We start from the raw sequence: 25,788 nt of genomic DNA on the forward strand, positions 1-25,788 counted from the left end.
CAAGACAATAATTTCAACGCCCTCAGACAGCGCGCAAGGAATTCCACAGTGACCACGCCTCCTCCCTCGCCTCCCGATCTGATGGAGGACATCTTCCGCAGTGGCGCCGAGCTCACCGACCTGCAGCGTTACTGGCTGGCCCGTTCGGTCTTCGAGCACTGCCAGGAGGGTATTCTGATCACCAATGTCGACAAGGTGATCATCGACATCAACCCCGCCTTCACCGGTATCACCGGCTATTGCCGCGAGGAAGTGCTGGGCAAGAAGCCGTACATCCTCTCCTCCGGCAAGCACGGGTCACAATTCTATCAGCACATGTTCGCCGACATCGCCGAAACGGGATACTGGACCGGCAACATCAAGAACCGCCACAAGCAGGGGCGGAAGTACGTCAGCCAGACCTCCATTACCGCGGTTCACGACGCGCACGGCACGCTCACCCATTACATCGCCATCTTCCGCGACGTGACCCAATCGCGTCTCACCCAGGCGCGGCTGGAACGTCTGGCGATCTACGATCCCCTCACCCGACTGTTCAATCGGGAGCACTTCGGCAACGCTCTGGACAACCTGCTCGAGGGGCTCAAGTACACCGAGTCCGGGCTCGCCCTGCTGTTTCTGGATCTCGACGACTTCAAGCCGATCAACGACAGCTTCGGCCATGCCGCCGGGGATGAGCTGCTCATCGAGATCAGCCGGCGCTTGAGACGCCTGATGCGTCATACCGACATGATCGCCCGCTTCGGTGGCGACGAATTCATGGTGGCCCTGCCCGGCATGGCCCATCCCGACATGGCGGGCCTGGTCGCCGACAAGGTGCTCAGGGAGACCGTACGCCCCTTCACGCTGAGCAATGGCCAGGGTGTCCGGGTCTCGGCATCGATCGGCATCGCCTTCACTGCCAGTCACAAGAATACCGCCGAGTCGCTGATCGACACCGCGGATAGCGCCATGTACGAGGCCAAACAGGCCGGCAAGAACCGTATCGTCACCGCCCGAGCGACGCCGGTGCAACACCGAGACGATGTCTTTACCCGGATCCGTCACGCCTTCGATAACGGCGAACTCGAACTCTTCTATCAGCCGATCATCAGTCTGGCGGACCTGACCACCGTAGGGTTCGAGGCTCTGGCCCGCTGGCGTCACCCGCAACGCGGCGTGCTTGGCCCTCAGCACTTCATCGACATGGTCACCGGCTCGTCGCTCAGTCTTCCCTTCGGCTGCTGGCTGATCCATGAAGCCGGACGTGTCGTGAAGCAACTGCAGGATCAGGGCACCACGGCCACAGTCAGCATCAACCTGACGCAGGAGCAGATCGAGGCCGGCGGATTCCTGCAGACCCTGGCTGAAACTCGCGACAAGCTGGGCCTGGTGACGCCCTTTTTGACCATCGAGATTCTCGAATCGAGCCACTTCCATGACGTCGAGCTCGTCAGCAGCCAGCTTCAGGAAGCCCATCAGTTGGGCGCCATGGTGGCTCTCGATGACTTCGGTGCCGGCATCTCCTCGGTGACCTACGTTACCGCACTGCCCATCGATACGCTCAAGATCGACCGCAGCATGATCAAGCGGATTGCCGACCGGAACGATCAGCGCGAACTCGTGAGAGGCGTCACGCTGATGGCGCAAGCCACGCATCGGCAGGTGCTGGCGGAAGGCGTCGAGAGCGAAGCGCAGTTTCAGCTGATCCGCGAGATCGGCTGCGACCTGGCGCAAGGCTATTATCTCGGTTACCCCATGCCGGAACACGAACTCTACGAGCGTTACCTGACGCCCCTCACTTGCCCCACCTATCCGCTCAGGCGTCGCGAGGCGAGTCTCTGACGGATCGTCACCGGGGCTTATGAACGCTGTAGAGCAGGTAACGGCCCAGACGCCAGTGCGGGTCGACGTCGCAATAGCGCCGCTCCAGTTCGAAAAGCCGACTCATCGTCTCCCCTTCCGGTTCGCGTTCACGCAGATAGTCGTGAAAGACGCGGATACCCGCGACATGCTCGATACGCAGCCCCTCCTCACGCAGCCAGTCACTTATCTGCCCATGAGTCAGCGGCGAGATCGGCGTCAGGCGCTGGCGCTTGCCGGTGCCTTCGAGACGGTCATCGAGCGCCTTGTTCAGGTTGCCCTTGACGACGTTGGAAAAGCGCAGGGCATCGCGATTGAACACCATCAGCGATAAATGACCGCCGGGCGCCAGCAGCGACGCCAGTACGGAGACGGCTGCACGCGGATCGGCCAGCCACTCGAGCACGGCGTGGCAGACGATCAACGGCCAGGGGCCCGGCGCACATTCGGGCAGCGCCTGCAGCGGCGACTGCAAAAAACGCACCCTGCTCTCCAGCGACTCCTTGGCCAGGGCCTCGCGGGCGCGCGTCAGCATGTCGCCGGAAGGCTCGGCCAGCGTCACCTCATGGCCGCGCCCCGCCAGCCAGGCGCTCATCTGCCCCAGGCCTCCGCCCACGTCGAGAGCCGGCTGCCCGGCAAGCGGCAGCGTGCGCGGCAGGAGATGCTCCAGCAGCGCCAGACGCAGCTCGCCCCGGGAAGCCCCGTACAGACTGGCCGCGAACTTCTCCGCCAGCCCATCGAAGACGCGATCGGGATGATTCAAGGCACCGCCTCCCACCGACAAAGCGTGCCAGTCTAGCGCCCTCCTCCCCGCCACTCCAGCCTGGCAGGGCCGACGCCAGCCACACACCACTGCCCGTGGGCGCAGAACGGCTCCCCACATGCAATGCACCCTGCCGTACGGGTTTATCTTGATGCATCAGCGCTTTATACTGTCCGCCATCCGCTACAAGCCCCCATAGCTCAGCTGGATAGAGCGGCCCCCTCCTAAGGGGCAGGTCTCAGGTTCGAATCCTGATGGGGGCACCAATAAAATCAATATGTTACGATTAACAATAAAGCCCTGATTTGCAAGAAACTCCGGCTCGCCCCCACATCCGCCCCCACACTCGACATACTATAGCCTGACCCCACCGGTACCAACCGATATCTGGTAACACTCTAGATGCAAGCTGATTCACTGCGTCTTCTCCGGTCTAACGCTTATAGGAGGCATGGCTTTCCCAAAGCCCGCCCCTTCCTCTAGACGAAAGGTTCCGTCCCAGTCCGGACCCGATTTATTGATCCCCTCTGTCTCAAATCACCATATTCGGGCAATTAGGGCACTTCCTCACGTTGGCAGGAAGGCTACGCTAGCCCTACCAAATGAATGATGGAGACGCGCTTCATGTTCCTGAAAGATGTACAAGTGGCAAAACGCTATGGCGTGTCGAGGCCAACTATGTGGCGCTGGGCCTCAACCAGAAAGATCCCTCAGCCGATACGTTTCAGCCGAGGGTGCACATGCTGGCGAATGGATCAACTGGAGGCATTTGAAGCGAAGATGATGGAAGAAGCTAAAGTAAACTGAAGCAGAGCTAGTTGATGCTCGGCAAATTCCGCTGCGCCCTTTAGTCAAAAAAAGTTAAAAAAATAGATTCTATATTACCAAATATAACAAAAATATCATAATTTAAAATTTAGCTTGTTACGCTTCTCCATTCTCCTCAACTTGATCTATAGTCATTTAATGTAAGAAAAACGAAGCCAAGCCATTTGTGAAAACCAAAGACAACAAGACCGCGCTTAAGGTTTAGCTTGGAGGTAGTTATGGCTAACTACAAAGCAGACATCAGTATTGAAAGTTATAATTCGCAAGGAACCATAGCTTTCAAAATCAAAACTGGTAAGTGCGCTGATAGCGCCGGCGAGTTTGAATTCGATTTTATTTATAGCGACAGTCAGGGGATTAATTACAGAGACAGGAAGTCAGAAGTGTGGATAAGGACCCATGGAAAAAAAGCATTTATTATATATTACGACCTGCTCTTGCCAAATGACCTTGAATTACTTGATGTAACGGTAGACAAAAGCACCATTCGTTGCAAGTGTTACGATGGGACTGCTAACAGCCATGAACACCCCCCCTTGAGCGCTGCAAAAATAATTAGTTATCGAGAAGGGTCGCTACATGATGAAGAAATAGAGAGCAACTCCATAGAGTTTGATAGTAAAACCGAGGAGTGGTATAGAAGCCCATTTTTTTTCTATGATGATGGAGCACCTATAGTAGAAGATTTTGGCAGCCTGGGATTCGGCTCTCTATCCATCACTGGGGAAAGGATGGCTGAGGGGGTGGAACGTAGGGAAATGGCAAATGTTTCTGAAAAAGGAACTTTGGCTGATATTAGTTTAATAGAAAGCGAAAAAGATTTATACAATAAACTTAGAGTGGACATTAAAGCTAGTTTTTCAGGCTTTGTAGGCGAGGCGTCTGCAAAATATCAGTTTGCAAGAGAAATAAGCTATAACTCATACAACTCTTATATGATGGTACGAGTGCATCATGAGCTTAGAAAGCTTAGCTTGATTAATCCAGCGTTAACCACCAACGCACAAGAGTTACTAGAAGGGAAGCATTACAAGCAGTTTTTACAAACTTACGGGGATATGTTTTGCAAAGAGGTTACTTTCGGTGGCGACCTTTTCGCTGTGGCTGAATTCTCGTCAATAAACCGAGAGGAAAGAGAATACGTAAGCGCACAGATAAAGGCTATATCCGGACCTGCGAGCTTGGAATCAAATTTTGAAGAAAAAATTAATAGCATTAGCAGAAACTCAACCTTAGTTATTAGGATCTATCGATCAGGATCATCCGGAACATTACCAGACCACCAGGACCTTATACAGTACGCAAAAGCTTTTCCCAATGAAATAAAGGAGAGTGGTGGAAGCGAGATACATAGACTTTATAGTTCCTACTTGCGCGTTCCACGCCCCCCTAATATAAATGTGCCGACTCTTCAGACTCAGATTATGGCTCTGCAAGAGCTTGCAGAGCATAAAGCTGATGCAGTGAGCTTACTTGAAAAGTGGCTTTTTGCTAAAAGCCATCCTGAGGATTTTTTCATTCCCAACGCTCATATTACTTCGCACAGCTTTGGATTCCGAAAAGAACCGAATACCAGCTTGATAAAAGAAGCAGAGCATCATTGTGAAGAGCTTGAAAAAATTATTTTGAATTTAGCGAATATAGCCGCTTCTATTCAGCGCGATTTCTATGAATCGCCCCCCACAGTTACGCCTCATGATTTATCCCCTCACATGAATTCGCCTATCTTTATAAACCGCCCCTTACCTTTAAATATTATATTGAGAAGTGCTGGAAGAATAGTCGTGGGGGATGAGGGAGAAAGGGTTCGCCTGCCAAGCGGGTGGACGTTGCATAGCATACAAGCACAAGCTGATAGACCTTTTCCTGACTTAAAAATTGAGTATCAAATAAATTATTTGAAAGTGTATTCAGGCGGAGGGTTTCAACCTCCCCCCAAGGTAGACATACAAACTGGATGCAAGCTAACGATGGCGGAAGATATGGTAATGGAATTAAAGGCATAAGATTTCGTCTTTCAGGAACAAGAGCAAACTCCTATGATATAAAATATTATGCTTACGTAGGCGATAAAGAATATGAAGGAAAGAATGGCGCATGGGCCGGTTTCGGGGATATAGGCCACTCTAACAGCCATACCCTTATTAACGGAATAAGGGTAGAAGTCGTGCCTAGATAGTGGAGCGGCTCGCCGCCGAGAAGAAGATCGCTCGCCAGGAAGCGGCGGCCCGGGCCCGGTCGGTATAGGACGCCGCCAGGGCGGCCAGCGCTACCCATCCTTACCTGATGAGTCGGGGTGTCTCGGCCTATGGCCTGCGCCAGTGTCAGCGGGGCTGGCTGCCGGTCCCCTTTACGCCGGTGGCGAGCTGGTCAATCTGCAATGGATCCTGCCCAACGGCAAAAAGCGCTTTCTCAAGGGCGGCCAAGTCCAGGGCGCCTATTCGCCCCTGGGCGAACCCGTTGCCGAGGGGCGACTGTTCGTCTGCGAAGGCTGGGCTACCGGAGCGACGCTTTACCGGCTTACCGGCGAGCCGGTGGTGTGCGCCATGCATGCCGACAACCTGCGCGCCGTCGCGGAAACCATGCGAGCCAGCCTGAACGGTTCGCTGGATCTGGTGATTGCCGGCGACGATGACCGCTAAGCGACGGGCAATCCGGGGCGGCAGGCAGCCAACGGTGCCGCCCAGGCCGTGGGCGCGATGGTGCTCTATCCCAAGTGGCCCGAGGGCTGCCCGGACGACCTCACTGACTTCAACGACCTGTGCCGTTGGCACCGGTCGAGATTCGAGGCCGAACAGGCGCGAGGTAGCCATGAGTGAATCGCAGCCCCACCTGACCGTGGTCGGCGAGCCGGTCGCGCCGAAACGCCTAAACATCGACCGGCCGGGCTACGAGGTCTACGCCAGCCCTGCCCTGGTGGAAGCGCTACTCAAGGCTGAGATCGCCGATGGCCTGACATGGCGCTTCGGCGAGATCCGCAAGGCATTCAACGTCTCGAGCTCCCAGGCCGGGCGCGTGGCGGATCGCTTCGCTGTGATGGCGCTTGCCGGAGAGTTGGCCAGCGAACGGGGCATCCTGCCTTGGTCGGCGGGCGCCACCACCCAGGCGTGCCGGACGCTGTTTGCTGATTGGCTGGCCACCATCGGTGACGGCAACGCCGAGGATCGGCAGATCCTTACTGCCCTGTCCGACTTCATCGCCCTGCACGGCGATAGCCGGTTCTCGAGCATTCATGCCCAGCTTGCCGACACCACCGTTCGCCAACGTGCCGGCTATTTCGAGATCGAGGGTGACAAGCGCCTGTACCTGTTCAACCGCGCCGCGCTCACCGAGGCGGCCGAGGGCTACAGCCGCGCCCGCATCCTGCGCACGCTGGGTATGCACGACGTGCTGGCCAAGATGGACGAGGGACGCAAGCAGAAAAAGTATCGCCTGCCAGGGGGCGGCATGGGGCGCTTCTTCGTCGTCGATCCCGACCGGCTCGACCCGGAGGGAGGCACCTGATGCGACCCGAACAGACCACATACGCCCACGATGCGCACCACTCGACAGACCCGAGCCAACCACGACCGGGCGGCAACCCCGCCGCCCGGCCAATCGCAACCGCCATGCCCCGGAGCCAACCCGCATGACCACGCCAACCGAGAACCGTCAGGACACTACCTTACAGACCGGAGAGACCGACGCCATGACGACAACCGAGCAAACTCCGCACGCCACCCAGGAAACCAAGACCTGCGAGAGTCCGTCTGAGTGCAACACAATGGGTCGAACTCGAAGGCGAAGTGCACAAGCGCTACTGCGCCGCGCTCGGCGAGATGGTGTTAGGTGCTATTCCCAAAGGCATTAAGCCGGCACGCATTGAGTCTCTGGAAAGCATCGAGCCGTTGCCATGCGAGGATGGCTGCAATGTATACAGTGGCCAACTGGGACGGGCCAGGAGAGTCAAGAAGCTACAGGCGCAGCTTGGCATTGCCGAGCACTGATATCCGCTTGCTCACGAGGAAGGACGGCCCCGCCCAGCGCGGGGCCGTTTCCGTGCGTGTCTATCGGCCACCGAAGGAACCGGCGAGGCCGCGCCGTTCCACCCCACCCCCAATCGCTCGCCAGGAGAGAATGGATTTGCCTAATCCTATGATCGCTGTAGATCGACACGCTCAAGGGTAAATTCAGGAATAGACAAGCAATGTCTCACGTAAACCTGAAAAATAGTGGGAACATCGGGAACAGTGGGAACAGTGGGAACAGTGGGAACAGTGGGAACACCGCGCTGTAACCCGCATGGTTGAGCCTTGTTCCCGGTGTTCCCACTGTTCTCACTCAAAATCACGTGTGTAATAACGCATTTGATAGATGAGAAAAGTTATCAATTCTCACACATCGCCGATTTGCCCAATCGAGCGCCGATCAATCCCCCCCTGGCGAGCGAAAGGGGTTTATCCAGCAAGTGACAAGACCAACCATTTGGCGGATAATTTCAATAAACCGCCATCTGGCCGGGAGGTAATATGACTATCGCCACGATGTCACACGATCAGCGTCAGGATATGAGCGCCGCTGCCATGCGCTCCTACCCCAACATTGCCAGAGACTGGCAGTTGAAGGAGCAGGAAGCCGCCCTACTCCTCGGCGTGCCCGGCTCCACCTATCGCCGTTGGCAGAAGAATCCCGACAAGGCCGTGCTGGATATCAACCAGTTGGAGCGCATGTCCTTGATCTTGGGGATCTACAAGGCGTTGCAGATACTGTTACCGCGCAGTGATGCGGCGGACAGTTGGTTGCGCCGGCCAAACCGCAACCCCTTGTTCTCAGGGCAAGCGCCTCTGGAGCGGCTGCGTAGCGGGCTGGTTTCCGATCTTTATGTGGTACGCCAGTACCTCGATGCCGCCCGGGGCGGCGGCCACGCGTGACCTTCCCGCTTTCGCCCGTCCAGTGGCGGCCCAGCTATCGGGTCGTGCCCTCCCGGTTTCCGCCCATTGACCTGTTCGAACGGGTAGCCACGTCCAACGATTGGGATCTTCTCAACCAGCTCGAGGGCGAGACTTCCGCCCGCCTGCGCGAAGAGGCCGGTGCCATCCACATGGTCAGGGAAGAGGATCGCCGCTACGGTCCCGGCTGGACACCCGTCATGGCGGCCTTCTGCCATTTCAACGGCCAGGGCTCGCGCTTCAGTGATGGTACCTTCGGGGTCTACTACTGCGCCTTGAATGAGGCCACGGCCATTGCCGAAACGTGCTATCACGCCGAGAGATTCATGCGCGACTCCAGCGAGCCGCCCATGCAGCTACAGCAGCGCGTTTACCTGTCCGATCTGGCCGGTGACCTGCTCGACCTACGGGATAACCCTGACGCCGCTCCGCTGTTGTTTCCCGACGACTGGAAGGCTGGGCAGGCGTTTGGTCGGCAAGCCCGGGACTCCCTCTCAGACGGCATCGTCTACCCCAGCGTGAGGGATCCTGATGGTGAGTGCGCGGCGGTACTGCGCCCGCCGGTAATGTCCGCTACCCGGCAGGGCCGCCACCTGGGCTATGACTGGGATGGCGAGCGAATCCGCCACGTCCTCGAACTTAGTCTGGTGCTCTAAGCCCCTGCCCCGTTACAGCTCGCTGCTGCTGGCAACGCCATTGGCTAGCTTGGAGCGTTCGAATGCTCCAAGGAAGGTACCGAGTGAGCGGCTGTGGCCACTTCAGCGCAACGCCCCCGCCCGGCTGCGGCCAACACCCCCGGCGCGCTGTCGACACCCCGCCCCGCCCGCGCACTAAATGGGTCGGTTTTTAGGCACTCATGCACCGGGCTCCAGGCCGCGCCACTACTGGGCGCGAGCGGGCTTTTCAGGTTGCAAAACTTCATGCGGAATCATGCAGTTTTATGCGCTCTCGACCGGCCGATCAGGCGAGAAAAGTTCAAGCGAGACCATGCCCGAGCCGATAGACGAATTAGGCATTCCTGAATGATCCGGTATGGTCCAGAGTGTTCTCGAAGGCATCAAACAGGGGTGGCTGTGGCCGCTCCTGGGGCCGAAACGCCCCGGCTACGCCCTTGGGCGCCGGCGCGCTGTCGACTCCCCGCCCCGCCTGCGGGCTAAAGGGGTCGGTTTTGATGCAACGTTGCAGGGGATGCCAGGGCCCGCCGTTGCTGGGCTGCGGAGCGGTTCAGGGGGCAGAAAAATGATGCGGAATGATGCGTTTTGCTGCCCCCGACAAAAGACGCGGGGGCTGTATAGAGCCACGAGGTGGGGGCGGCAAGTCGATGCACAAGATTTTCCGGCAGGCTTTGAAAAAGCTGAGCGCTCCCGACCCAGGGCGGATAGTCCGAGGACAGGCGCATGCGCGTTCAAGAGTGTTATGCAGCAAGCACTGTTATTGGTGTTATGTTGCCGAGCCATAATTAATGACGAGCAATTTCAAAAAATTAATGTCCAGTCACTATGCGCAATGACATTGTTGAACGCGCGTGCGCGTTCAAGTAAATAAACGAGCGCGCTGTCTAATACCTGTTATGCGTATTCAAATTGATCTCCCGTGAATAGAAAAGCTCGAGGCCGGAATTGTTAATCGAGGAGAACCCCTTGGAATTGGCTGCCACTGTAAGTTTGGCGAAAGATGTGGTGTTGGCTGCTGCAGCGATTGCTGGAATGTCCATCGCAATATTTGGGATTAATGCATGGCATCGCGAATTAGAAGGTAAGAATCGCTACGATCTGGCTAAGCGCTTGCTTCAAAATACTTACAAATATCAGGATGCCATGGATAATCTATATAGAGAAGCAACGGTTCTAGACCTTGAGGAAAGTATATTCAAGTTTTTCATCTTGCCTTACGAAAAACGCAAAGAACTCGGAGTTTACTCGAATACCAAATCCTATGAAGAACATCGAGAGTTTGCCTCAATTTATGAAAGTCGCTGGGTTGAAGTGCGGAGGATCAAGTCTGAGCTATATTCAGATATTGTTGAAGCTAAAATCCATTTTAGCGATTCCGCTCAGGAATTGTTTGATAAGCTCTTTTCCCATGAAATTGCCTGCTCTTTGTATGTCAATGACCACATTAAGATTTCATATCTCCATTCGTTGAGTGACGAGATGCTCCAGGAAGCAGAACAGCGAGAGCTAACAGTGTTGTATGAAAAGGCGAAAAGAGATATTGAGGCATTTCCAGTAGAAATGCATAAGAATTCTTTGAGAGAAGATGTTGAGAATGTCGTGAGTTTTTTGAAACCTAAATTAAAACGTAGTTGAGCTAATGGTAAATGGAGCGAGTATCTCGTTAGGGATGTGTCGTGCGCATAACAATCGCAAGCACAGGGACAATTTTCCGTTACGTTTTTTGGCATGGCTCCGCCATCTTATGCCAAAAATCTCCACTACAAATTGCCCGTGTTGCGGGCGTTAGCCATACGAGATGGAACTGATCTAACACAATGAAAAAACTAAAAAGGAACGCCGAAAAATTTGATGTTCTGGAGCTGTTTGCAGATATGGCTACGGAACATGGGTATGATCTCAACGATCCTCTTGACCAAGAAGATTTTGTAATCCGTGTTAGATCTTCCATTGAAGAAAGTAAAAAAAGTAAAAACGCAATATTTGGCAAAAGAATTGAATCTTTATTTGCTTATGTTGCTGGTGCTCTTGGCAAGGTAATACTTTTAAAGCAAGAAGATTCTGGTGACATTTATTTCTCCGGAGAGGAGATGCTAGCACCGGACTACCGGATTACTTTCCATGACAACGAGCAGCTTTTGGTAGAGGTTAAAAACTGCCACCATAAAAATCCTGCCAACAAGTATTCCATCAAGAAAGATTATTTTAATAAGTTAAAAAAATATGCAGATTTAAACGGGCTGGACCTTAAGCTTGCCATTTATTTTTCTTCATGGAATTTTTGGGCATTGCTAAGTATTGAATCGTTTGAGGAGAATAAAAATTCATACACGATTGACCTTGCTCGAGCGATGGCATGCTCAGAAATGGCTCACTTAGGTGATTGTATGGTTGGGACAGCGCCTGACCTTGAGCTACACCTACTAGCCGATGCTGCAGAGGCTGCAGAGGCTGGTGAAATTGATGATTCTGGACGGGCTCTATTTATTACTCGAGATGTAAAAATATATTGTACGGGCAATGAAGTTACCGATGAAGAAGAAAAGAAAATTGCATTTTACCTAATTCGATTCGGTACGTGGTTAGAGAGCGAGACAGAAGCAATTGTAAGTGACAACAAACTTTTAGGCATTAAGTTCGTGTATTCACCTGAAAGTCAAGAGGAGTCTAACTTTGCTATTATTGGGCATCTCAGTACGATGATCACAAATGGATTTAGAAATCACACGGTTAAGAATGGTGATGTTTTTGCTCTGAAGCTTGGATTGGACCCGTCGGTATTTAAGGTTCTAATACCCCAAGAGTACAAAGGGAAAAACCTCCCCTTGTGGCGCTTTGTCATTCAATCTAACCCAGATTTCAAAGGGTTAGTTGGTGCATAAAATGACTAACAAGGCGCTGTTGTCGGAAAAATCTACGCTGCGCTCCAAATTTGCCACAGAGCGCGGCGTTAGCTGTTGAGCAAAAGGAAACTCTGTGCATAGAAAATCGTTGTTCTTTGGGCTACACGGCCTCCAGCTACCCGAGTCGAGCCTTGAGCTGGGGAAGGGAATTGTGGTGCGTGAAACTTATGCACACATCTTTGCCCCCTTTATGGTAGCATTTGCCCCGCCCGACACGCCTACCAAACACCATCCAGGTCCTTGGTCTGCTGCGTCAGGTGGCATATCGTACGATATTTCAGCAGAACTAGTTGTCCCAATTGAGAACGAGGGTGGAACGGAAAAGACCCTTCAAACAGCGCGTGTAATACTTTTTTTACTTCGACTTGGTGTTAACCCTGCCATTACGCTACCAGTCTTCTCGAATTTAGCTTTCTCCCAAGAAAATGCCAACGGAAAACATCAGACCCTCCATCTGCTTGAGATTCAAAACCGTTCCTTTGCCCTTGCAGTAGACGAAGAGAGCGCCAGCGTTGATTCTCTCAAGTGGGTGCGAGACCACTGGCAGGTTACTGAAAAGTTGGTGAATGGCAGTTCAGAGTTCACGCTCGCTACAGAAGCAATTGATCAGGGGCAATTCATCCATAACACAGCACTGACACTCGTATCTTTGTGGGGTGCTCTGGAAGCATTATTTTCACCGAGCACTTCAGAGTTGAGGTTTAGAGTTTCCGCATTGGTTGCCTCTTTTTTGGAAGTACCGGGGCCAAGCCGACGAGAACGGCAAAAGAAAATCGCAAAACTCTATGACAAGCGGTCTGCTGCGGCGCATGGAAGACCCAAACACGACCAACAGCACTTGCTGGACACTTTCAATCTACTCAGAGAGGTACTGATGAAGATTATTGAGAATGGCTCTGTGCCCAGCAGCGACCAGTTAGATTCCATGTTGTTTGGTGTAGATGCATAGCTATAAGCTAACAAGGCCAGGCACGGCGAGTCGACTACATTGCGGCTTCGCCTCCATTCCGTAGCCGCGCGTGCTGAGCAGCTTTATATCTACTCTGGCTTAATGTCTGCTCCTCGCCGTAAGCGGCCAGCCCCTTGAGCTGTCATATTTCGGGTCGCCCCATGAAAAGCTCATTAGGTTTCATGGTATATCGATTGGTATAAGCAGCCTCATATTCCATATATTACCTTTTAAAAATCAACGACTTACCTTGAATAAGAGAATCCTGATGGCACCAGATGAAGCCATTCTAGAGCCTCTCAAGCTTTTCCGACCTTCGCCTCGCCTCAACTCGAAACCCCACCTATTCGTTCGCCAAGAGACAAGGAACTTGCCTGCTCCTAAGAGAGATGGCGATTCTGTTCCCAAAAGCCAAAACGATGTACCCACGCTGTAACCCGCATGGTTGAGCCTTGTTCCCGGTGTCCCACTAAAAAATCACGTGTGTAATAACGCATTGGATAGATGAGAACAATTTTCGACTCTCACACGGCACCAATTTGCGCAACCACATGACAATCACCCATCCCCTGGCGAGCGGATGGGTTTCGGGGCGTGTACTCTGAGTTCAGTCAGCTACGAGAACGAGGGGGGCATCGATGTTCGACGGATTCCGGTTGGAAATGATTGCACTTTCGGAAGCAACGTTAAGGGTACGGCACGGCGGGTCCGGTCCACCTGTCCTTCTATTGCATGGTCATCCCCGAACTCACACGACGTGGCACCGCGTCGCACCGATCCTGGCCATTCATCACACCGTGGTGTGCCCCGACCTGAGAGGCTTCGGGGAATCTTCCAAGCCTGTCGACACACCCGATCACAACGGATCGTCCAAACGTGCCAAGGCTCAGGATTGTGTCGAGCTGATGCACTACCTCGGTTTCGACCGCTTCATCGTTGTCGGTCATGACCGAGGCAGCTACACCGCTTTCCGAATGGCGATGGATCACCCCCAAGCCGTCGAACGGGCCGTCATGCTCGATGGTGTGCCGATTCTCGAGGCGCTGGAACGCTGCGATGCACGCTTTGCCACCGAGTGGTGGCACTGGTTTTTCTTTGCGCAGCCTGAGAAGCCAGAACGTGCCATCTTGGCCGATCCCGATGCCTGGTACGGTGGCGATGTCGAAGCGATTGGAGAGGCATCGTTTGCTGACTTCCGGCGCGCGATTCACGACCCGGCGACTGTACACGGCATGGTCGAAGACTACCGCGCCGGCCTAAGCATTGATCATCTCCACGACAGAGAAGACCGCAAGCATGGCAGGCGAATTCAGTGCCCGGCCATGGTGCTATGGTCATTGAGGGATGATCTAGAACGGCTGTATGGCGACGTGCTGGAGGTCTGGCGTCCATGGACGACGACGTTGGAAGGGTACGGTCTCGACTGTGGTCATCATATGGCAGAGGAAGCGCCAGAGACGCTGGCGAGTACACTTCTCGATTTCTTCTCTAAGCAGTAACACCCTTCTCGTGCTCTTTGCACCCAGGGTGACGACACAGTCACGTGGAACAGGCTAGCTCGCGCTGACATCGTTATGGCCGCTCCCGGTCATGCCTCTTCCACTCCCTCACGACACATCACTACCCGGTTCCGGCCATCGCGTTTGCCAACGTAAAGCGCCCGATCCGCGCGCGCGATCAGGGACTCGAGGTCGACCTCTTCAATGTGCGCAACAGCGATACCAACGGTGACGCTCAGGCACAACTCGCTCATTTCTTCCTTTAACGGCAGCTCGGCTACCTTCTTCTTCAAGCGCTCAGCCAAGATTCGAGCGTCGTCGGGGCTGGTATCCGGTAGGGCCACCATGAACTCTTCACCTCCGAAACGCCCTGTCACATCCGTGGGGCGAAGAGACTGCACACAAGCCTCCGCGACTTTGGTCAGAACCCAATCGCCGTGACTGTGGCCCCAGGTATCGTTGATGCTCTTGAAATGATCCACATCGATCATGAAAAGGCTGAACGGCATCTTTTCCAATCGCGAGCGCTGCAGTAGTGCCTTGGCCCGCTTCATGAAATGACTACGACTATTGAGTCCCGTCAGAGCATCCCGCTCGGCGATCATGCGCAACTGTGCTTCCAGTGATTTTCGGTGAGCGATTTCCTTGAGCAATTGGCGATTGTGATCGCGCTCTTCGTGAAGCAGCGCGAATTGCTTGCGTTGCAGACTCTCCAAACGCAACAAGGCACAGAAGCCCACGACATTGGTCATGATTAACAACAGCGCTATGCGAAGCGTCACCACCAGTGCGATATCTGCAAACAGCACTGCAGCGGCCAGAAAGCCAACACTCAAATAGAGACTGGCAAACGTTACCACTGTCAGCAGGTTAGGGATCAGGAGATAGAACGCCATGGTGGCTACTACCACCGCTGTTATCTGAGAGGAGAGGCTCTCGGGGCGCAAGGGAACGATCAAAATGATTCCCGTCGCCAGTATCCAGAGCGGCAAAGCGTGCAGCCAGACTTTACGGGAATAGCTGCCCCAGCGTCCGATAATGAATGCCAAGAGAAGACAGAGACTAACCACTACAATACGTATGGTGATCAGCAAATAATACTCTCTGCTCAAGCCGAGCAGGTAATAGTCCGTAATGGCAAACATGCCAAAGACCAAGGCTGCCAGAGTCAAAGACAGACAGGACTCAAACCGCAACCTCGTCTTGACGAAGCTGCGATACATCGCTTCCCTGCTATCTTCGCAAAACTGCCCCGTCAACCAGTGCACCTGATATTGTGTTTTTAGTGATGACAAAGCCCCACACTCCCTACAGGAAAAACCCACGAGTACCGCCAGCGTTCGGTAAACAGCCACCATGGTGCCGTCATCAGGATGGCCAAAGGCTTCTCCAATTTTCTCACGCTTCGCTGTTATAGGCTTGTCCACCATGATATACGACCGTTGCCGTGGGCCATCCTCTGAAGCAGTTAGTTTCACATCCAGACGGACCAAAGGCACATCGACCAGCGTGCAGGATAACAGGAGTACCGTGACAGCAGCGGTTCCGGCAGACTGATCTGACTGGATGACAAGAGCCTGACGCAGCTTCCCGGAATCCTCCGCTAACCCAATGCATAGTCGGAAAGCTGACGAGGCGTGAATGCGGCCCTCAAGGCATTCATTACCGCCAGCACATCGATGACTTCCTGGAGAATCGCCCCATTGACGGGAGGGAGGTAGCCCATGGCGGCTATGCCGACCGCCACCAGACTCAGGCCCATGCCACCGATGGCACTCTGCAGTGCGATGGTCCGCATGCGTCGTCCGATATGCAGTAGTTCGTCGACACGGCCCAGGGTGCTGTCGAGCACGACGGCGTCGGCGGCTTCCGAGGCGACTTCACTCCCTTGACCGAAAGCGACCCCGACAGTGGCTGCCGTGAGCGCAGGTGCATCGTTGGTACCGTCGCCCATGAACAGGGTCGATGCCTGCCGAGTCGCCTCGCGTACGAGATCGAGCTTCTGTTCCGGGCTCTGGCCGGCGTGGATCTCATGGATGCCGATCCTGTCGGCCAGGTAACGCACCTCGCTCTCGCGATCGCCCGAGACGATCATCACCCGCTCGAAGCCGTGCAAGGGCGACAGATGGTGGATGAAGTCACGTCCTTCCAGGCGCGGTTCGTCACGCAACCGGAACAAGGCCGCGTAGGCGTCGTCCACCAGGACGATACATTCCAGCCCACCGCCAGGCGGAGGCAGGCGTGACGCCATGTCAGGCTGGCGGGCCAGAAGCTTGCTACGTCCCGTGACCTCGATGCGTTTTCCCGCCACCCTGCCCTGTAATCCCTCTCCGGGACGTTCGCTGACTTCATCGGCATCGCGCAGCAGCAGGTTTTCCTCTCGGGCCGCTGCTAGAATCGCGGACGCCAGGGGATGTCGGGAATATCGCTCGAGACTGGCGACCCAGGCCAGGACCTCATCACGCATCATGCCGGGCGCCGTCAGGATGTCCGTGACGGTCGGGCGACCATACGTCAACGTGCCGGTCTTATCGAAGATCGCCACCCGACAGGTGGCGATCTGCTCGAGCACGCCGGGATTACGAATGATGATCCCGCGGCGTGCCGCCAGCGAGACCGAGCCAATCACTGCTACCGGAATGGCGAGCAGCAACGGGCAAGGCGTTGCCACCACGAGAACGCTCAAGAAACGTATGGACTCGCCGCTGATCGCCCAGGCCAGCAGGGCGATGCCCAGTGCCAGCGGCGTGTACAAGGCACCGATACGATCGCCGAGCCGACGAAGCCGGGGCCGCCGTTGCTCCGACTCGCGCATGACTTGCATGATCTTGGCATAGCGCGAGTCGACGGCACGCGATGTCGCCTGGATCGTCAGCTTACCTTCCCCATTGATCGCACCGGAGATCACGGCTGCGCCGACGGCCTTGGGCAGCAGATAGGGCTCCCCCGTCAGATAGGCTTCGTTCATGGTGCTCTGCCCCTCGAGAACGACACCGTCGACGGGGCATGTCTCGTGCGGATAGACCGAGACCGTGTCACCGACGGCGATTACCTCCAGAGCGACATCCTCGATCCGTCCATCCCGGTAACGATGCGCCACGCTGGGCATGCGACTCGCCAGTGCCTCGAGCGCGAACGAGGCCCGGCGTACCGCCCAACCTTCGAGCGCCTGCCCTCCCGACAGCATCAGCACGATCAGTGCTCCTGCCAGATACTCTTCGAGCAGCACGGCGGTAAGGATCGACAGCCCGGCCAGCAGGTCGGCACCAAACTCGCGTTGTGCCAGCTTCTTCGCCAAGTCGACCAAAAGGGGAACGCCGGCAGCCAGGGCCACCAGCAGGGGAAGATCGGCTATGCCGACGCCAGGTTGCTCGACCCGAACCCCGAGCGCGAAGCGCAACATCAGATGGGTGACGATGGCCAGCAGGGCCACCAGAGCAATCAAGGACTCCCGGTTGCCGACAAGCCGGCCAAGCCAAGGAGGAATATGCATTATCGCGACCTCATGACTGGCGGGGAAACGGTTCAGCGTACCTAAGTTCTATCTGAAAGATGCCTGCGCTCGCTCGCCGATTTTTCAGGCAGAACGTAGCGTTATGCGTCGTGTTCAGGAAGGCCGGGGCGTTCAGCCGTTGTCTTCCGGCGGCGTGAATGCATCCCGATGGAAGGCGATGGCATTGTCGACTTCCTTGAGGCCGATGACTCCCGGTACGGGTGGCTCGCCTCCCGCCAGTACCTCGAGCACGCTTCTGACCCCTTGCGCCAGGGACGTGAGGTTGTATCCGCCTTCCAGCACGAAGGCTAGGCGTCCGTCGCAGTGACGTCGGGCCAGCTCCTGTAGAATGCCGGCCATGGCGCCGAAGCCTTCATAGGAGACGCTGAGTGCCAGGTCGTTCCAGTGCGGATCGAATCCCGCCGAGACGAGAATCAGATCGGGCTGGAACCACTCGGCGGCGGGAACGAGGATCTCATGGAAGGCCTTGAGGTAAGCCGTGTCTCCGGCACCGGCCGGCATCGGCACGTTGACCGTCATGCCCTCCCCCAGACCGCCTCCGATGTCCTCCAGGTTGCCCGAGCCGGGGAAGAACGGAGAGGCCCGATGAATGTCGACAAACAGTACATTGGGGTCGGCCCAGAATATCTCCTGCGTCCCGTTGCCATGATGAGCGTCCCAGTCGACGATCATCACGCGAGCGCAGCCCAGCACGGCCCTCGCATGCGCAGCCGCCACGGCCACGTTGTTGAACAGACAGAAGCCCCGGGCACGCACCGACTCGGCATGGTGTCCCGGTGGACGCACCAGAGCAAAAGCCGACTCCGCCCGTCCGGACATGACCGCTTCCACCGCAGCCATGGCGGTGCCGGCGGCCACTTCTGCCGCCTCGACACTGCCGGGCGATACGGCAGTCGTGTCGACATCCAGCCAGGCCTTCTGGCCACGTAGCTGGTAGATGGACTCCAGGTAACCCGTCGTATGCACCCGGCTCAACTGCTCGTGGGTGGCCTGAGTTCCCGCTTCGAAGCGCACGCCGGCGACAGGCTCACGCTCGAGCAGTTCCACGATCGCGGTGAGGCGGCCGGGATGCTCCGGGTATTTCCAGGCCACTCCCAGCCCTGCCAGGATCTCGCTCAGGTGCTTGTCCATGCGACGGGAAAGAAAGGCACCGTGGCTGTCAGGCTGATGCGCCAGGACACGGTCATCGTAAAGAACCAGGACACTGTTCCTGTCAGCCACTTCGCCTCCTTGGAGAGCTTGCTCCCGCCGAACCCACGTTTACGAATTCCACGCCACGTTAATAGTTTAGCCAACGAGCCCAACCTGGCGTTTCGAAAAAGCAAATAGCGTTGCCTTTTCCCGAGGCCTGAATGTCGGCGAGCGATGGCAGGACCGGGGCACGGGGCCAAGCTCAACCCCATGGAAGCACGGACCGGGCTCGCCGACATCTGACCGATGACAGGCAGCCGGACGCCTGCCCGGCTGCCAATGCACGAAGGTTGCTGGCTATTCACCCGGTCCCGGATTGGCACCGTAGTTGTCATGGTCGCCAAGGCGCTGGCCGTCGACGACATCGCCGTAATAGCCGGAGTGCTGGTGAAAGGTGCGGTCGGTGGCTTCCAGAGATTCCATGTCACGACGGCGGGGATCCTGAGGACGTTCGTGACTGTTGATGAAGGCGGCGACATCCCAGGCGTCCTCGTCGCTCAGCGAGTAGGGCTTGCTCAAGGGCATGTTGGCCTTGATGAAGGCAGCCGCCGTATTGACTCGGTGCATACCGGCGCCCCAGTTATAGGCACCATCGCCCCACAGCGGCGGGAATACCTGACGGTCGCCAACCTTCTGTCCGGCGCCGTCGGGACCGTGACAGATGGCGCATTGTTCAGCATAGATCCGGGCACCTCGCTGCGGGTCGTAGCCGCCCTGGGGAGTTTCCAGCTTGGCATAGCCGCGGCCGGGCATGGCCTGGTTGACGGGAGCGCCGGTGGCCAGCCAGTGAAAATAGGTTTCCAGCGCCACCAGGGGCTCACTGCCGGTCTCGGGAGGAATGCCGTTCATGGAGTAGGTGAAACACCCCTGGATACGCTCAGCCAGAGTATTCACCTTGTCGTTCTTGCCTCGGTAGGCCGGATACATGCCGAAGGCGGCCCACATGGGCGCCGAGTGGGCAAGACGCCCGGCGTCCAGATGGCAATTGCTGCAATTCTGGTCATTGAAGACGTACGTGCCCCGCAATTGCTGGGTATCGACGAAGAGATCGCGCCCCTTGCGCACCATGTCGCCATATTGGTTGTCGGGTATCGCCCGCTCCAACGGCGGTTGAAAGACGGCGTCACCGGCCGGAGCAGGCGGAAGCGGAACCTGGAAGTCCCGTTCGGGCTGCGTGTCCTGGGCTATCGCTGCCAGTGTGACGCTGGCCAATACGAGACTTGTGGCCAGTCGGCAAAAATTGGGCACGTTCATTAGGGTGCCTCCTTCTGACCGGCGGCGGTCTGCATAGGCAGATGCTCGGGCAATGTCGCGTAATAGGCAGCAATCAGCTCTATCTGTTTCTCACTGAGACGTTCGGCGATACCTTGCATCAGGCCATTGGGGTCATTGCGTCGGGTACCGTTGCGCCAGGCATTGAGCTGGGACGCCAGATAACTGGCATGCTGGCCGGCCAAAGGAGGGAAGTTATTGCCTACGCCTTGCCCGTTGGGGCCATGGCACTGGTTGCAAGCGGGAATGGTGTTCCCCCAGCCGCCACGCTCGGCTAGCCACTCGGCCGCATCTTCGGGGTCAGCCGCATGATAGGCCGTCGGCAGGTTCGGCCCTTCCAGACTGGCGTAGTAAGCGGACACTGACTGAATATCCTCGTCACTCAGTGCCAGGGCGAACGGTTGCATGATCGGGCTCTGACGCGTGCCGTCACGGTAGCTGCGTAGCTGATGGCCAAGATAGTCGGCCGGCAGCCCCGCCAGCCGAGGAAACCCGCCGGCGGCGTTGCCTTCGCCCCGTGGACCATGACAACTCATGCAGGCAACCGCCCCCTGGCCATTGCCCTGTTGTGTAATGGTTTCGCCTTGTTGAAGGCTGTCTGCCCAAGAGAGGGGCATGCCACACCCTCCCCACAATGCGAGCAGACCGGCAACCTGTCTTGTCATGTTGTTCATCGCCATGCTCCGGTCATTGCCCCGTCGTACTGCCTCTGCAGTCTGGGACGTTATTGTTGTCGTTGGATGTTGTCATTGATGGAGGATGACTACCTCCGTATATCTCTTTCCCCTTTCAAGGTGGAACCTGGGCGCCCCATTAATGAGGGTGGGCGGCACACACCAGAAAAAGCGGATAGTGACGGACGCTACCATCATCGCCCTGCTTTTCCATGACGTCCGGCGTGGTGAAACGTACATACTCGTGGCTGGCGTCCTGCAGTCGATGCTCCAGTTCGCTGTGCTCGATACCATGGTGGGCAACATCGGGCTTGTCGCCATAAAACGAGCCATCTTCATGTTATCGAGGGTTCTCAAGATTCTTGCGCATCTGCACATAGACAGCCTTGCCGATTTCGCCTTGGATGTAGCGCTGGCTTTCCTGTACACGTGATGCCGCGTCCCGCCCTTCTGAGCCCCCGCCTGACAGCGGGGGCTCATGATGGATCATTCCTGCGGATTGACTACTTGTTGCATCCGTTCCTGCGCTTCGCGCATGTTACGTGCCATTTGCTGACGCAATTCGAATAGCTGGGCGTACTTGTCGCCAACTGCCTCCGCGTCAGCATCCGGCTGGGCAGTGAGATTGTTGAATTCCCACATGTACTGATGCATCTGTTGCATCAGCGGCCATTGCTGCTGGCGAAGCTGGTCATGGATCTGAGTCAGCTGTTGGCGCTGCTGCTCGTCAAGATCGCTAAACGGACCGTTACCCGGACCGCAGTTATAGTCACCCATCATGCCCGGGCCACCACCCATCATGCCTTGACCGCCACCCATCATGCCTTGACCGCCACCCATCATGCCTTGACCACCACCCATCATGCCTTGGCCGCCGCCCATCATGCCTTGGCCGCCGCCCATCATGCCCGGGCCGCCACCCATCATGCCTGGGCCGCCACCCATCATGCCTTGGCCGCCACCCATCATGCCTTGGCCGCCACCCATCATGCCTTGGCCGCCACCCATCATGCCTTGGCCGCCACCCATCATCGGCTGGTGCGCCTGGGCGGTACTGACAGCGAGGCCAAGAGAAGAAGCGAGTAGCAGCGAACGCCATAGGATATTCATGATCTGCCTCCGTCCATTTCGAGATATTGAGTCAGGCAACGGTTCTGTCATGCAGGTAATGCCTTTCTCAAGCTAGGACCGCTACGAGATGCTCGCCGTGATCCATGTCAGGCGAGCGCCGTTTGAATGTTGCGGACCATGCCGCTTACCGCTCTCGATCACCTGCCCGACCTGCCATCTGCTCGAGACGCTCGTGCAAGGGCTCCAGGTCATATCCGGCCGACCGGGCCGTCTCTTCGAGTTCCGATACTGGGCGATAAGGGGCTTGCGACAAGGCCCAGAGATGCGTGACGCGCTTGCCCGTGCGGCAGAATGCGAGAACGGGACCAGGTGACATGTTCAGGATGCGGACAAAGTCGTCGATATCCGCCTGGGAATATTCTCCCGGCTTGACCGGAACCTCGTGCCAGGCCATGCCCAGGGATTCCGCCTTGTCTTTCATGGCATTATGATCCGGCTGATCCTCGCTTTCGCCCCGGGGACGATTGGAAAGCAGGGTTCTGAAGCCCTGTTCGGCAAGCTGATCAAGCTCTTCGAGCCGGGGCTGGGCGGTGACATGCAGACACTCATCAAGGGGACGGATATCCATACGGCTCTCTTCCTCCTGTTCAGTTGGCGTTCTCATCTCGTTCAGTTACGTGCTCAATCCCAGGCGGCCCCGGGCAGTGCGTCGAGAGGGATCTTGAGATAGCGCCGGCCATTTGCCTCCGGCTCCGGAAGAGCCCCGCCTCGAATATTGATCTGCAGGGAAGGCAGGAGCAGCTTCGGCATGGACAGTCCGGCATCCCGATCGTTGCGCATGGCGACATAGTCTTCGAGGGTCTGTCCGTTACGCAGATGGATGTTCTCTTCGCGCTGGCGCTGTACCGTGCTTTCCCACTCCGGTTCCCGGTCACCGGGCATGTAGTCATGTCCGGTAAAGAGCCGGGTATCATCCGGCAGCGTCAGGATGGCCTGGATGGATTCCCAGAGCTGATGGGCACTGCCTCCGGGAAAGTCGGCACGCGCCGTTCCGCCATCGGGCTGGAACAGCGTGTCGTGAACGAAGGCCGCGTCACCAATGACATAGGTGACCGAGGCTGGCGTATGCCCCGGCGACCACATGACACGGCCTGCAATTTCACCGACCCGGAACGTGTCCCCAGCGCTGAACAGGCGATCCCACTGACGGCCATCGGCAGGAAAGTCGGGCCAGTGGTAGATATCCCGCCATAACGCTTGAACCTGCGTGACATGGCTGCCGATGGCCTTCGGTGCCCCGGTTTTCTCCTTGAGATACTGGGCTGCCGAAAAATGGTCGGCATGAGGATGAGTATCGAGGATCCACTCCACCTCGAGTCCTTGATCCGCGACGTACTCGATGAGCTTGTCGGCATGGTCCGTCGCGGTGGCCCCGGATTTTTCATCGAAGTCCAACACCGGATCGATGATCGCACAGCGTCGAGACATCGGATCACTCACCACGTATTGAACGCTGGATGTCCTGGAATCATAGAAGCCAGCCACCTCTGGCCTGCCGGCTGAAAGCTGAAAGGTCCTCATGGTCTTCCTCGGCAACCTGATATTTGGTTACCAGAATAGTTCAAAAACGAATAAGGTGAAGCATATCATCGTCAGGGAAAACGGTTTGACCACCGCGACAATGGCCTCGCCTCGAGGCCCTGGCGTCCTGATGGACTGTCTTTTCTGGACACGAGCGTGAACCGACCACCAAGACACCCATGCCGGGTTTGCGGGTACCAAACGCAAACTGCCCACCAGGCACCTGGTGGGCAGCGGGTCAGTCAAGATGTGGAACACGGCCTGATGACAGGGCGCCATCAAGCGTAGTGTGCGCTCACCCCATCGCGACAGCGTCCTCGTCTCGCTGCGTCGTGCTTACCGGCACGGCAGGCTCGTCGACGGCGAACAGTCCGCCCGAAAGCCGGCGGACACGCTTCATGAACAGCGCGATGCATACCAGCGTTGCCAGCACGGCGACGACATAGCTCATCTGCAGCGACAGGCCGAAACCGATCGGCGCGTAGGCCAGGTAGGTGAAGGTCGCCAGAGTCATGAACACCGCCGGGATCGACGTGATCCAGTACGGCTTGCGCGCCAGCACCAGATACATGGTGGCAACCCACAGTGCGATGACCGCAGTGGTCTGGTTGGCCCAGGAGAAGTAGCGCCACAGCAGAGTGAAGTCGATCTTGGTCAGCGCGAACGAAGCCACGAACAGCGGCGCGGCGATGTACAGACGCTTGCTGAGCGCCTTCTGGTCGATCTTCAGATAGTCGGCGATGATCATGCGCGCGCTGCGGAAGGCGGTATCGCCGGAAGTGATCGGCAGCACGATGACCCCAAGCACCGCCAGCGTGCCGCCGATGGCACCGAGCATCTGCGTGGACACGGCGCTGACCACCGCGGCCGGGCCGCCCTCGGCGAGCACGGCGGACAGGCTGTTGTCGCCATGGAACAGACTCATGGCGGCCGCCGCCCAGACCATCGCGATCACACCCTCGGCAATCATCATGCCGTAGAAGATCTGGCGCCCGTTGGTCTCGTTCTCGGTGGTCCGCGAGATGATCGGCGTCTGGGTGGCGTGGAAACCCGACAGCGCGCCACAGGAAATGGTCAGGAACAGCAGCGGGAAGATCGGCGCCCCCTGGGGATGCATGTTCTCGAACGACAGTTCAGGAATCGGCGCGCCGGTCACCACCAGGCCGATGCCGATGCCCGCCGCACTGAACAGCAGCAGCGCACCGAAATAGGGATAGATGCGTCCGATGATCTTGTCGATCGGCAATAGCGTCGCCAGCAGATAGTAAGCGAAGATCGCGGTAATGATCAGCGTCATCGAGAACGGCGAGATGTTGGCCAGCAGCGTCGCCGGGGAGGTCACGAATACCGTGCCGACCAGCAGCAGCAACAGGATCGCGAAACCGTTGACCACGTGCTTCATGGTCTTGCCCAGAAACTTGCCCGCCAGTTGCGGCAGGTGAGCGCCATGGTTGCGGATCGAGATCATGCCGGTGAGGTAGTCGTGCACGGCACCGGCGAAGATGCAGCCGATGACGATCCACAAGAAGGCCACCGGGCCGTACAGGGCACCGAGGATGGGTCCGAAGATCGGCCCGACACCGGCGATGTTGAGCAATTGAATCAATGAATTGCGGCGCGTGTTCATCGGCACGTAGTCGATGTCGTCACGCATCGTGAACGCTGGCGTACGCCGCTTGCGATCGGTGACGAACACGCGTTCCACGAACTTGCCGTAGGTGAAGTACCCCACCACCAACAGCGCGATAGCAGCGATAAAGGTGAACATCGAAATCCTCTGGAGTCGTTTGAAGCTGCGACCGGCATCGGGTCGGCGCGATCTCGTGCCGACGGGCACCGGTAAGGGAAAGCCAACAACGGAAAGCCGCCCCATGGGGCGACCGGGTGGACGACATTCTAAGAACCGAGCCGCGTCACGCCATTACGACTTTAGTGGCAACATGCGTAAATTTACCGGCGTACTCCAGGGAAGTGAGCGTTTCCCTCACCGGTTCGCCGCGACGATGCTTGCCTGGCTCGTTATCCGACGTCATACCGTAAGCGTTTTAAGCACTTACGACCGTAGCCTTGCCAACACGATTGAAGGCATAGTATTGCCC

Annotated in this window: 21 protein-coding genes and 1 tRNA gene; 12 read left to right on the top strand and 10 right to left on the bottom strand. The window is 56.8% G+C overall.

Annotated elements, in window-relative coordinates; translation table 11 throughout:
* The first annotated feature begins 48 nt into the window (after window positions 1-48).
* The gene (locus ACYQ12_RS13145; protein WP_459872507.1) at window positions 49-1,824 is read left to right on the top strand and encodes a putative bifunctional diguanylate cyclase/phosphodiesterase; all 1,776 of its coding nucleotides are present in this window, start codon (window positions 49-51) and stop codon (window positions 1,822-1,824) included.
* Window positions 1,825-1,831: 7 nt separating this feature from the next.
* Here ACYQ12_RS13145 and ACYQ12_RS13150 read toward each other — a convergent pair whose 3' ends face one another.
* On the bottom strand, window positions 1,832-2,605 hold the full coding sequence (locus ACYQ12_RS13150) for a methyltransferase domain-containing protein (protein ID WP_459872510.1): 774 nt from the start codon (window positions 2,603-2,605) through the stop codon (window positions 1,832-1,834).
* A gap of 189 nt (window positions 2,606-2,794) precedes the next feature.
* On the opposite strand from ACYQ12_RS13150, the gene ACYQ12_RS13155 reads away from it, so the two are divergent.
* From ACYQ12_RS13155 to ACYQ12_RS13200, 10 genes are all read left to right on the top strand, one after another.
* Window positions 2,795-2,871 (top strand) — tRNA-Arg (locus tag ACYQ12_RS13155).
* A gap of 780 nt (window positions 2,872-3,651) precedes the next feature.
* Complete coding sequence (locus ACYQ12_RS13160) at window positions 3,652-5,439, top strand: hypothetical protein (RefSeq protein ID WP_459872512.1); 1,788 nt, start codon at window positions 3,652-3,654, stop codon at window positions 5,437-5,439.
* A gap of 315 nt (window positions 5,440-5,754) precedes the next feature.
* A complete protein-coding gene (locus ACYQ12_RS13165; RefSeq protein WP_459872515.1) occupies window positions 5,755-6,075 on the top strand; it encodes a toprim domain-containing protein in 321 nt (106 codons plus the stop codon).
* A gap of 169 nt (window positions 6,076-6,244) precedes the next feature.
* The gene (locus ACYQ12_RS13170; RefSeq protein ID WP_459872518.1) at window positions 6,245-6,937 is read left to right on the top strand and encodes a hypothetical protein; all 693 of its coding nucleotides are present in this window, start codon (window positions 6,245-6,247) and stop codon (window positions 6,935-6,937) included.
* A 1,004-nt stretch (window positions 6,938-7,941) separates the two neighbouring features.
* Window positions 7,942-8,343 carry an antitoxin Xre/MbcA/ParS toxin-binding domain-containing protein gene (locus ACYQ12_RS13175; RefSeq protein ID WP_459872521.1) on the top strand — a complete coding sequence of 134 codons (402 nt, stop codon included), beginning with the start codon at window positions 7,942-7,944 and terminating at the stop codon, window positions 8,341-8,343.
* Complete coding sequence (locus ACYQ12_RS13180) at window positions 8,340-9,017, top strand: RES family NAD+ phosphorylase (RefSeq protein ID WP_459872524.1); 678 nt, start codon at window positions 8,340-8,342, stop codon at window positions 9,015-9,017. The genes ACYQ12_RS13175 and ACYQ12_RS13180 overlap by 4 nt, the downstream gene beginning before the upstream one ends.
* A gap of 984 nt (window positions 9,018-10,001) precedes the next feature.
* A complete protein-coding gene (locus ACYQ12_RS13185; protein WP_459872527.1) occupies window positions 10,002-10,670 on the top strand; it encodes a hypothetical protein in 669 nt (222 codons plus the stop codon).
* A 182-nt stretch (window positions 10,671-10,852) separates the two neighbouring features.
* A complete protein-coding gene (locus ACYQ12_RS13190) occupies window positions 10,853-11,917 on the top strand; it encodes a hypothetical protein (RefSeq protein WP_459872529.1) in 1,065 nt (354 codons plus the stop codon).
* Window positions 11,918-12,092: 175 nt separating this feature from the next.
* Complete coding sequence (locus ACYQ12_RS13195; RefSeq protein ID WP_459872532.1) at window positions 12,093-12,887, top strand: hypothetical protein; 795 nt, start codon at window positions 12,093-12,095, stop codon at window positions 12,885-12,887.
* Between the two features lie 638 nt (window positions 12,888-13,525).
* Complete coding sequence (locus ACYQ12_RS13200; RefSeq protein WP_459872535.1) at window positions 13,526-14,386, top strand: alpha/beta fold hydrolase; 861 nt, start codon at window positions 13,526-13,528, stop codon at window positions 14,384-14,386.
* A gap of 89 nt (window positions 14,387-14,475) precedes the next feature.
* Here the strand turns inward: ACYQ12_RS13200 and ACYQ12_RS13205 are convergent, their stop codons facing one another.
* From ACYQ12_RS13205 to ACYQ12_RS13225, 5 genes are all read right to left on the bottom strand, one after another.
* The gene (locus ACYQ12_RS13205; protein ID WP_459874526.1) at window positions 14,476-16,029 is read right to left on the bottom strand and encodes a diguanylate cyclase; all 1,554 of its coding nucleotides are present in this window, start codon (window positions 16,027-16,029) and stop codon (window positions 14,476-14,478) included.
* Window positions 15,990-17,879 carry a heavy metal translocating P-type ATPase gene (locus ACYQ12_RS13210; protein ID WP_459872538.1) on the bottom strand — a complete coding sequence of 630 codons (1,890 nt, stop codon included), beginning with the start codon at window positions 17,877-17,879 and terminating at the stop codon, window positions 15,990-15,992. The genes ACYQ12_RS13205 and ACYQ12_RS13210 overlap by 40 nt, the downstream gene beginning before the upstream one ends.
* A 132-nt stretch (window positions 17,880-18,011) precedes the next feature.
* Entirely contained in the window at window positions 18,012-19,121 is a 1,110-nt protein-coding gene (locus ACYQ12_RS13215) for a histone deacetylase family protein (RefSeq protein ID WP_459872541.1), read from the bottom strand.
* Between the two features lie 267 nt (window positions 19,122-19,388).
* Window positions 19,389-20,345 (bottom strand): c-type cytochrome, encoded by a 957-nt coding sequence (locus ACYQ12_RS13220; protein WP_459872544.1) that lies wholly within the window; start codon window positions 20,343-20,345, stop codon window positions 19,389-19,391.
* On the bottom strand, window positions 20,345-21,037 hold the full coding sequence (locus tag ACYQ12_RS13225; protein ID WP_459872547.1) for a c-type cytochrome: 693 nt from the start codon (window positions 21,035-21,037) through the stop codon (window positions 20,345-20,347). Before ACYQ12_RS13225 ends, ACYQ12_RS13220 begins: the two co-directional genes overlap by 1 nt.
* An 85-nt stretch (window positions 21,038-21,122) precedes the next feature.
* On the opposite strand from ACYQ12_RS13225, the gene ACYQ12_RS13230 reads away from it, so the two are divergent.
* A complete protein-coding gene (locus ACYQ12_RS13230; protein WP_459872550.1) occupies window positions 21,123-21,470 on the top strand; it encodes a hypothetical protein in 348 nt (115 codons plus the stop codon).
* 53 nt (window positions 21,471-21,523) lie between these two features.
* Here ACYQ12_RS13230 and ACYQ12_RS13235 read toward each other — a convergent pair whose 3' ends face one another.
* The 4 genes from ACYQ12_RS13235 to ACYQ12_RS13250 form a co-directional block, all read right to left on the bottom strand.
* Window positions 21,524-22,198 (bottom strand): Spy/CpxP family protein refolding chaperone, encoded by a 675-nt coding sequence (locus ACYQ12_RS13235; RefSeq protein WP_459872553.1) that lies wholly within the window; start codon window positions 22,196-22,198, stop codon window positions 21,524-21,526.
* A 94-nt stretch (window positions 22,199-22,292) separates the two neighbouring features.
* The gene (locus ACYQ12_RS13240) at window positions 22,293-22,736 is read right to left on the bottom strand and encodes a protein tyrosine phosphatase family protein (RefSeq protein WP_459872556.1); all 444 of its coding nucleotides are present in this window, start codon (window positions 22,734-22,736) and stop codon (window positions 22,293-22,295) included.
* Between the two features lie 53 nt (window positions 22,737-22,789).
* On the bottom strand, window positions 22,790-23,689 hold the full coding sequence (locus ACYQ12_RS13245; RefSeq protein WP_459872560.1) for an MBL fold metallo-hydrolase: 900 nt from the start codon (window positions 23,687-23,689) through the stop codon (window positions 22,790-22,792).
* 295 nt (window positions 23,690-23,984) lie between these two features.
* The gene (locus tag ACYQ12_RS13250) at window positions 23,985-25,457 is read right to left on the bottom strand and encodes a carbon starvation CstA family protein (protein ID WP_459872562.1); all 1,473 of its coding nucleotides are present in this window, start codon (window positions 25,455-25,457) and stop codon (window positions 23,985-23,987) included.
* Window positions 25,458-25,788: the final 331 nt, after the last annotated feature.

Source organism: Halomonas shantousis (assembly GCF_054654615.1).